Source organism: Halobacterium bonnevillei (genome assembly GCF_009831555.1).
In the GTDB taxonomy this organism is placed as follows: domain Archaea; phylum Halobacteriota; class Halobacteria; order Halobacteriales; family Halobacteriaceae; genus Halobacterium; species Halobacterium bonnevillei.
In genome coordinates this window covers 1-6,292 of sequence record NZ_WUUU01000168.1, presented here as the reverse complement: position 1 = coordinate 6,292, position 6,292 = coordinate 1, and the positions used below count along the sequence as shown (strand labels likewise).

5 protein-coding genes are annotated in these 6,292 nt (G+C 67.6%); 2 read left to right on the top strand and 3 right to left on the bottom strand.

Annotation, left to right across the window (positions count from 1 at the left end; all coding sequences use genetic code 11):
• Together GRX66_RS15345 and nucS are read right to left on the bottom strand one after the other, a co-directional pair.
• Window positions 1-986: SagB/ThcOx family dehydrogenase (locus tag GRX66_RS15345; protein WP_159527330.1), on the bottom strand; the 986-nt coding region annotated here is incomplete at its 3' end.
• Window positions 987-1,093: 107 nt separating this feature from the next.
• On the bottom strand, window positions 1,094-1,846 hold the full coding sequence (gene nucS, locus GRX66_RS15340) for an endonuclease NucS (RefSeq protein ID WP_159527329.1): 753 nt from the start codon (window positions 1,844-1,846) through the stop codon (window positions 1,094-1,096).
• Between the two features lie 113 nt (window positions 1,847-1,959).
• On the opposite strand from nucS, the gene GRX66_RS15335 reads away from it, so the two are divergent.
• Both GRX66_RS15335 and GRX66_RS15330 read left to right on the top strand, forming a co-directional pair.
• The gene (locus GRX66_RS15335; protein WP_159527328.1) at window positions 1,960-3,555 is read left to right on the top strand and encodes a Na+/H+ antiporter NhaC family protein; all 1,596 of its coding nucleotides are present in this window, start codon (window positions 1,960-1,962) and stop codon (window positions 3,553-3,555) included.
• Between the two features lie 673 nt (window positions 3,556-4,228).
• A complete protein-coding gene (locus tag GRX66_RS15330; protein ID WP_159527327.1) occupies window positions 4,229-5,509 on the top strand; it encodes an acyl-CoA dehydrogenase family protein in 1,281 nt (426 codons plus the stop codon).
• 37 nt (window positions 5,510-5,546) lie between these two features.
• Here the strand turns inward: GRX66_RS15330 and GRX66_RS15325 are convergent.
• Window positions 5,547-6,292: dihydrolipoamide acetyltransferase family protein (locus GRX66_RS15325; protein ID WP_201293054.1), on the bottom strand; the 746-nt coding region annotated here is incomplete at its 5' end.

Here is a 6,292-nt window from a genome sequence, read left to right as displayed (position 1 = left end):
GCGCGCTCGACGAGTTCGCCGTCGCCGACGCCGTGCGTGCCGAGGTCGTTCGCGTCCTCGACGGTCGCCCGCCAGTCGCGGACCGCGTCGGCGTCCCGGAGCGCGCTCTGTCGCCACGCGTCGGCGTTCAACGGATAGTCGATGGGGTTCTCGGAGAGCGGCGCTTCCTCGGGGTCGATGGCGGGCACGTGCCGGGGGTCGGGCGTCGGCTGGCCGCTGCCCAGCGGGACGAGCTCGACCGGCGCCTCCTCACTGGGGTCGACGCCGAGCAGGGCCGCGACCCGGTCGTCGTCGAATCCCGTGACCACTGACGCCCGGTAGCCGTCGCCGTGCGCCACCGCGAGCAGGTTCGCAAGCATGGTTCCGGAGTCCCAGAACGCGTGTCGGTAGGTGCGCTCGCGGTACTTCCAGGCGTTGCGCCACCACTCCGAGGTCGCGACGACGGTCACGGGCGCGTCGGCGACGCCGTCGTGGCCGCCGCTGGCCGCCGCGAGCACGCCCCGGAAGTCGCCCTCGCGGAGCACGTCGAACCCGCCGCCGTCCGGGTCGAAGTGGTAGACGCCGGCGTCCAGGCCGTCGAGGTCGCCGGTGACGACGTAGAGGTCGACGTGATAGAGCTTCCCCGTGCAGGACGCCGCGCGGAACCGCATCCGTCTCCCGCGCTTCTCGAGGGTCTTCGTGACGCCCGCGGCGGAGTGACAGAGCGCGTGCAGGGTCGCGAAATCGAGGTCCGAATCGGCGCCGAACTCCGGCTCGGCGCTCGTCGTCGCTATCGCGTCCAGCGCGGGAGTTTCTGGGGCGTCTGGGGATTCCGGGGCATCTGGAGATTTCGAGTCGTCCTGGCCGCCCGGCGGGTCGACGTACCCGCGGTCCTCGTAGACCTTGTACGGCCGCGGCTTGTTGTCGAAGTCCAGCGAGAAGTCGTTCCGACGGACGCTCTCCGGGGAGTGGCTCGACCGCTCGTGGTACTCGCGCGCGTCGACCATGCCTGAACTGACACGACCGCGCCGCAAAGAGCTTCGGCCGGCGTGTGTGACGCCAGGATCGACGTGAGGGCCGCCGTGCCGTCGCGTACGAGGCCGCGCCCGCGCGCTCAGAAGTCCGTGAGCTTCGCTTCCGTCGCGCCCTTCGCGTCCAGTCCGAACTCCGCGAGTTCCACGAACTCCAGGTCGTTGTCCCGGAGCGTCCGCAGCACGCGCTCGGACGCCGACGGCGCGACCAGCATCCCGCGCACGTCCTCGTTCGTCTCCGAGTAGAGGTCGACGTAGCGCTTGAGCTGGTCGAAGTGGTTCAGCGTCGCCTGGATGCGTTTGACTTCCACGACGACGGGTGTGCCGTCCGAGTCGACGGCGTAGAAGTCAACGAACCCGTACTTCGTCTCGCGCTCGTGTTCGACGATGCGCAGGCCGTCCTCGAGCTCCCCGGGGTTGTTCTGGATGTACTCGTGCATCTCCGCCTCGGTGCCTGACTCCTCGTAGGTGGCGCCGTCCTCGGCGTCGAACCGCGTCACGCCGTACACCTCCAGCAGGCGGGTCTCCACGCGCTCGCTGGGATTCGTGCGGCGTGCCAGCAGCACGGCGTCGCCCTCGCTCTCCCGGGCTTCGACGGTGCCCCCGCCCGGCATCCAGTTCACCGGCTTGTGGCCGGTGGGCTGGTGGACGAGGAACGTCCCGTCGGGCTTCGCGACCAGCAGCCGGTCGCCCTCGTCGAGGTAGCCGCTCGTGCGCCCCTCGTACTCCACTTCACAGCGAGCCTGTACGGTCAACACCGCGCCGTCCCGGAACGCGTGCTTCGCTGCCGCGACGAACTCGCCGGGGTCGGGCGCGTCCAGACGCTGTACGACCATCCGTTCGACTGGATGCGACGAGCGACCGATAAAGATGTGGTTTGTGCGGCCGCGACGGGCGACCGGTCCGGCGGGCATTGGTATTTTATACGTATCGCGAGTGTCGTGTACGTATGTCCGATTTCGGCGCGTTATCCGTCGTTCCACCGCTGCTCGCGATCGTACTCGCGATCGTCACCAGGAAAGCGGTGCTGTCCCTGTTCCTCGGCGTCTGGTCCGGCGCCGTCATCTTCACCGGCGGCGTCGGCCTCGAACAGACCTTCGACTGGATCGCGGCAGCGATCTCGCAGGAGGAATCGATATTCCACGCGCAGATCCTCATCTTCACGCTCCTGCTCGGGTCGGGCGTGGCGATGATGTGGCGCCTCGGCGGGTCGTACGCAGTCCGCGACTGGGCCATCGAGCGCGTCGACTCGAAACGGAAGGCCGGCGTCGTCGCCTGGCTGCTCGGCCTGCTGTTGTTCTTCGACGACTACGCGAACACCGCCGTCGTCGGCTCCACGATGAAAGACGTCTCCGACCACCTCGGCGTCTCCCGGGAGAAACTCTCCTACATCGTGGACTCGACGGCCGCGCCGGTCGCCACGCTCGCCATCTCGTCGTGGGTGGCGTTCCAGCTGTCGATGATCGAGGAGGGCTACGAGACCGCGGGCGTCGCGGCTGCGGACCGGCCGGGGACGTTCGAGGTGTTCCTGCAGTCCATCCCGTTCAACATGTACTCGATTCTGGCCATCGTGATGGTCGCCATCCTCGTGTACACCCGCCGGGACTTCGGTGAGATGCTGACGGCGGAACACCGCGCCACCACGACCGGCAAGGTGACCCGCGACGACGCCCGCCCGATGCAGGACGTCGAAGACGAACTCGGCGAACCCGAGGTCGCCGACCCTCGGCTGGTGTCGTTCTTCGCGCCGATTGCGGTGCTCATCGTCGTCACGCTCGGCGCCGCGCTCTGGACGGGCTACGAACCCGGTGCGACTCTCTACGACATGGTGACGGGCGCGGACTACGCGCTCGCGCTCATCTTCGGGTCGTTCGCGATGGTCGCTACGGGGTACGTTCTCGGGTACGCCTTCGACATCCTCTCGCTGGGGGAGAGCGTGGACACGACCATCGACGGGTTCGGCATCATGCTCACCGCGGTCACCATCCTCGTGCTCGCGTGGTCCATCGGGAACGTCGTCGAGGCGCTGGAGACCGGTAGGTACGTCGCTGGCGTCGTCGAGCAGTTCCTGTCGCCGGAACTCCTCCCCGTCATCGTGTTGTTCACCGCGGCGTTCGTCGCGTTCTCCACGGGGAGTTCGTGGGGGACGATGGCCATCGTGACGCCCATCGCTGTGCCCGTCGCCTGGGAGCTGACCGGCACCCACACGATGGTCGCGGCCGTCGTCGGCACGGTGTTCTCGGGCGCGATCTTCGGCGACCACTCGTCGCCGATCTCCGACACCACTGTGCTGTCGGCGACGTTCACGGGTGCCGACCTCATCGACCACGTCCGCACGCAACTGTACTACGCGGTGACGGTGGTGTCCGTCGCCGCGCTGCTGCTGGTCGTCTGGGGGTACACCCGAATCACGCCGCTGGCGTTGCTCCCCGTGGGCGTCGTGGTGCTGTTCGCGCTCACCTACGTGCTCTCCGAGTGGGACGCCGACCGCCGCGGCATCTCGGCCAAACAGTCCGACGTCTCCTTCGACGCGGGCGACGACTGACTGCAGCGCGCTGACGCTATTTTCGTCGGCGAGCACGGTTCCTCCGCGGCGTCCGTTCGCTGTGGACGACGAGAGTTCGTAGTGTGTCGAGGCCCAGCGCTGCACACGCCGTTCGTCCATCGCTGTCCTGTCCACTCCTGGCTCCGCGCCCTCCATCGTGAGCGTGCGGCAACCGTCGCGAGTAACAGCAACATACCAGATTATACGAATACATTGAATACAAACAGTAATTGCCGTGTTCGGGAACCAGGCACCACAGTAGTAGGTACGCCAGCGACCGTGTCAATCAGCAGGTTCCTGTCCCGAAAACGGCGGCCCAAGGCCTAACAACCGGTTCAATCACGGTCTGGTGGGAACAGATACGAGTCGAGGGGGGAGATCCACACGATGCCACGGGTGCTGGATTGGATTGGAGGGCCACGTACCTCGTAATAGGGGGTTTGCGGCGCGTTTTTCGCGATGCAGATGGTCGTTTAGCGCGCGCCAGCGGGCAGCCTCACGTTCCGTCTCGCAGCCGTCCGCAAAACACTACTAAATCTGGTACAATTACGAATACATAGTAGAAATAGATTTTCCCGATACCTCTCGAGCCGCGTCGCTCCCACGGGCCGGCCCTTGTCGTCGTTCGGGATTCGTAACAACACTTACGCCAGTCCGCTCGGAACCTCTCTGCATGGAGTACGGTGACTCGGAACAGGCGGCGGCGGTAGCGGCACGGACGCGGGAGTTCGTCGAGGACGTCGTCATCCCCGTGGAGCGCGACCTCCTCGGCGAGGAACCCGCCAGCGAGGACCAGATCGCGGCACTACGCGAGGAAGCCCGGGAGTGGGACATCTACGCCCCACAGGTGTCCGAGGAGTACGGCGGCATGGGCCTGGACTTCCGGGACATGCTCCCCGTGTTCGAGCAGGCGGGCCGCAGCCCGCTGGCGATGGACGCGATGCGGGTCGCCGCGCCCGACGAGGGGAACATGCACCTGCTGGAACTCGTCGGCACCGAAGCCCAGAAGGAGGAGTGGCTGGCGCCGTTGGCGGCCGGCGACATCCGCTCGGGGTTCTCGATGACTGAACCGCTACAGGGCGCGGGGTCGGACCCGAAGATGATCCGTACGACCGCACAGAAGGACACCGCCGAGCAGAGCTCGGCGAGCTCTGCGCCGCCAGCGGCGGAGCAGAACGGCGACGAGTGGGTCATCGACGGCCACAAGTGGTGGACGACACAGGGGGCGGAGGCCGACCTCCTCATCGTGTTCGCGCGCACCGACCAGGACGCCCACCCCTACGAGGGGTGTTCGACGTTCCTCGTCCCGAAGGACACCGACGGCGTGAACGTCGTCCGCGACATCCCACACGTCGGCGGCGGGGTCGCGGGCGTCAGTCACGCCGAAATCACGTACGACGGCGTGCGCGTGCCCGAGGAGAACCTGCTCGGGGACCTACACGCGGGCTTCCAGAACGTCCAGTTGCGCCTCGGGCCCGCGCGACTCACGCACTGCATGCGGTACTCGGGGATGGGCCAGCGCGCCCTCGACATCGCGAAAGCGTACGCGTCCGAGCGCCGAGCCTTCGACGGTCCGCTCTCGGAGAAACAGGACCTCCGGTACCGCATCGCGGACGCGGAGACGCGCCTGCACGCCGTGCGGACGATGGTCCGGCACGCCGCCGACCGCATCGCCGCCGGCGAGCAGGCCCGCGTCCCCGTCTCGATGAGCAAGGTGTTCGCCGCGAACACCGTCCAGGACGCCATCGACCTGTCGCTGCAAGTGTGTGGCGGCAACGGCATCGGGAAGGACCTCCCGCTGGCGGACTTCTACGAGAACGTCCGGCAGTTCCGCATCATCGACGGCGCCGACGAAGTCCACAAGCGCGTCATCGCGCGGGACGCCTTCGAGGACGTCGACGAGTGGGAACTCGAGGGGCTCACGCGGTTCGGCGACCCCGTCACCGAGCGGTGAGCGGATAGACCCGGGCGGCGGCCCGCTGGCGGCCGGCCTACAGTCGCGCCGTGAACACGTCCCGGTCCTCGATGGCGTCGATGACGTGCTCGGCGAACAGCGACGCGGTGACGCCGTCGACCAGCCGGTGGTCGTAGGACAGCGACAGCGGCAGCACGGGTCGGACTTCCATCTCGTCGTCGCCAACCGCCACGGGCTTGTCCTGGACGCGACTCATGCCGAGGACTGCGACCTCGGGGTGGCGGATGATCGGCGTGCCGAACGTGCCGTGTTCGCTGTGGCTGCCAGTGTTCGTCACGGTGAACGTGCCGCCGCTGAGGTCGCTGGCGTCGACGGACCGCTCCCGCGCGCGCTCCGCGAGGTCTGCGACCTCCCGGCTGACCTCGGCGATCGACTTCTGGTCGACGTGCTCCACGACGGGCACCAGCAGGCCGTCCTCGGTGTGCGTCGCGACGCCGACGTTGTAGTAGCGCTTCTCGACGATTTCGCCGGCCTCGTCGTCCACGCTCGCGTTCAACGACGGATATTCTTCCAGCGCCGGCGCCACGGCCTTCACGACCAGCGCGGTGTAGGAGACGGGCGCGTCCAGCTTCTCGTCGAGGTTCTCCTTCAGGTCGACGAGGTCGGTGGCGTCAGCCTCGAACATCGACGTGACGTGCGGGATCGTCTGCTTCGACGCGACCATGTTCTCCGCGATGGTCGCGCGCAGGCCCCGCAGCGGCCGCCGCACCACCTCGCCGTACTCGTCGGTTTCGACGCCGCCGGCCTCGGCGGTCGCAGCGG

What these genes read in the sequence shown, in the direction of transcription:
- nucS (WP_159527329.1), bottom strand. Translation starts at nt 1,846, where the DNA reads ATGGTCGTACAGCGTCTGGACGCGCCCGACCCCGGCGAGTTCGTCGCG.
- GRX66_RS15335 (WP_159527328.1), top strand. Translation starts at nt 1,960, where the DNA reads ATGTCCGATTTCGGCGCGTTATCCGTCGTTCCACCGCTGCTCGCGATC.
- GRX66_RS15330 (WP_159527327.1), top strand. Translation starts at nt 4,229, where the DNA reads ATGGAGTACGGTGACTCGGAACAGGCGGCGGCGGTAGCGGCACGGACG.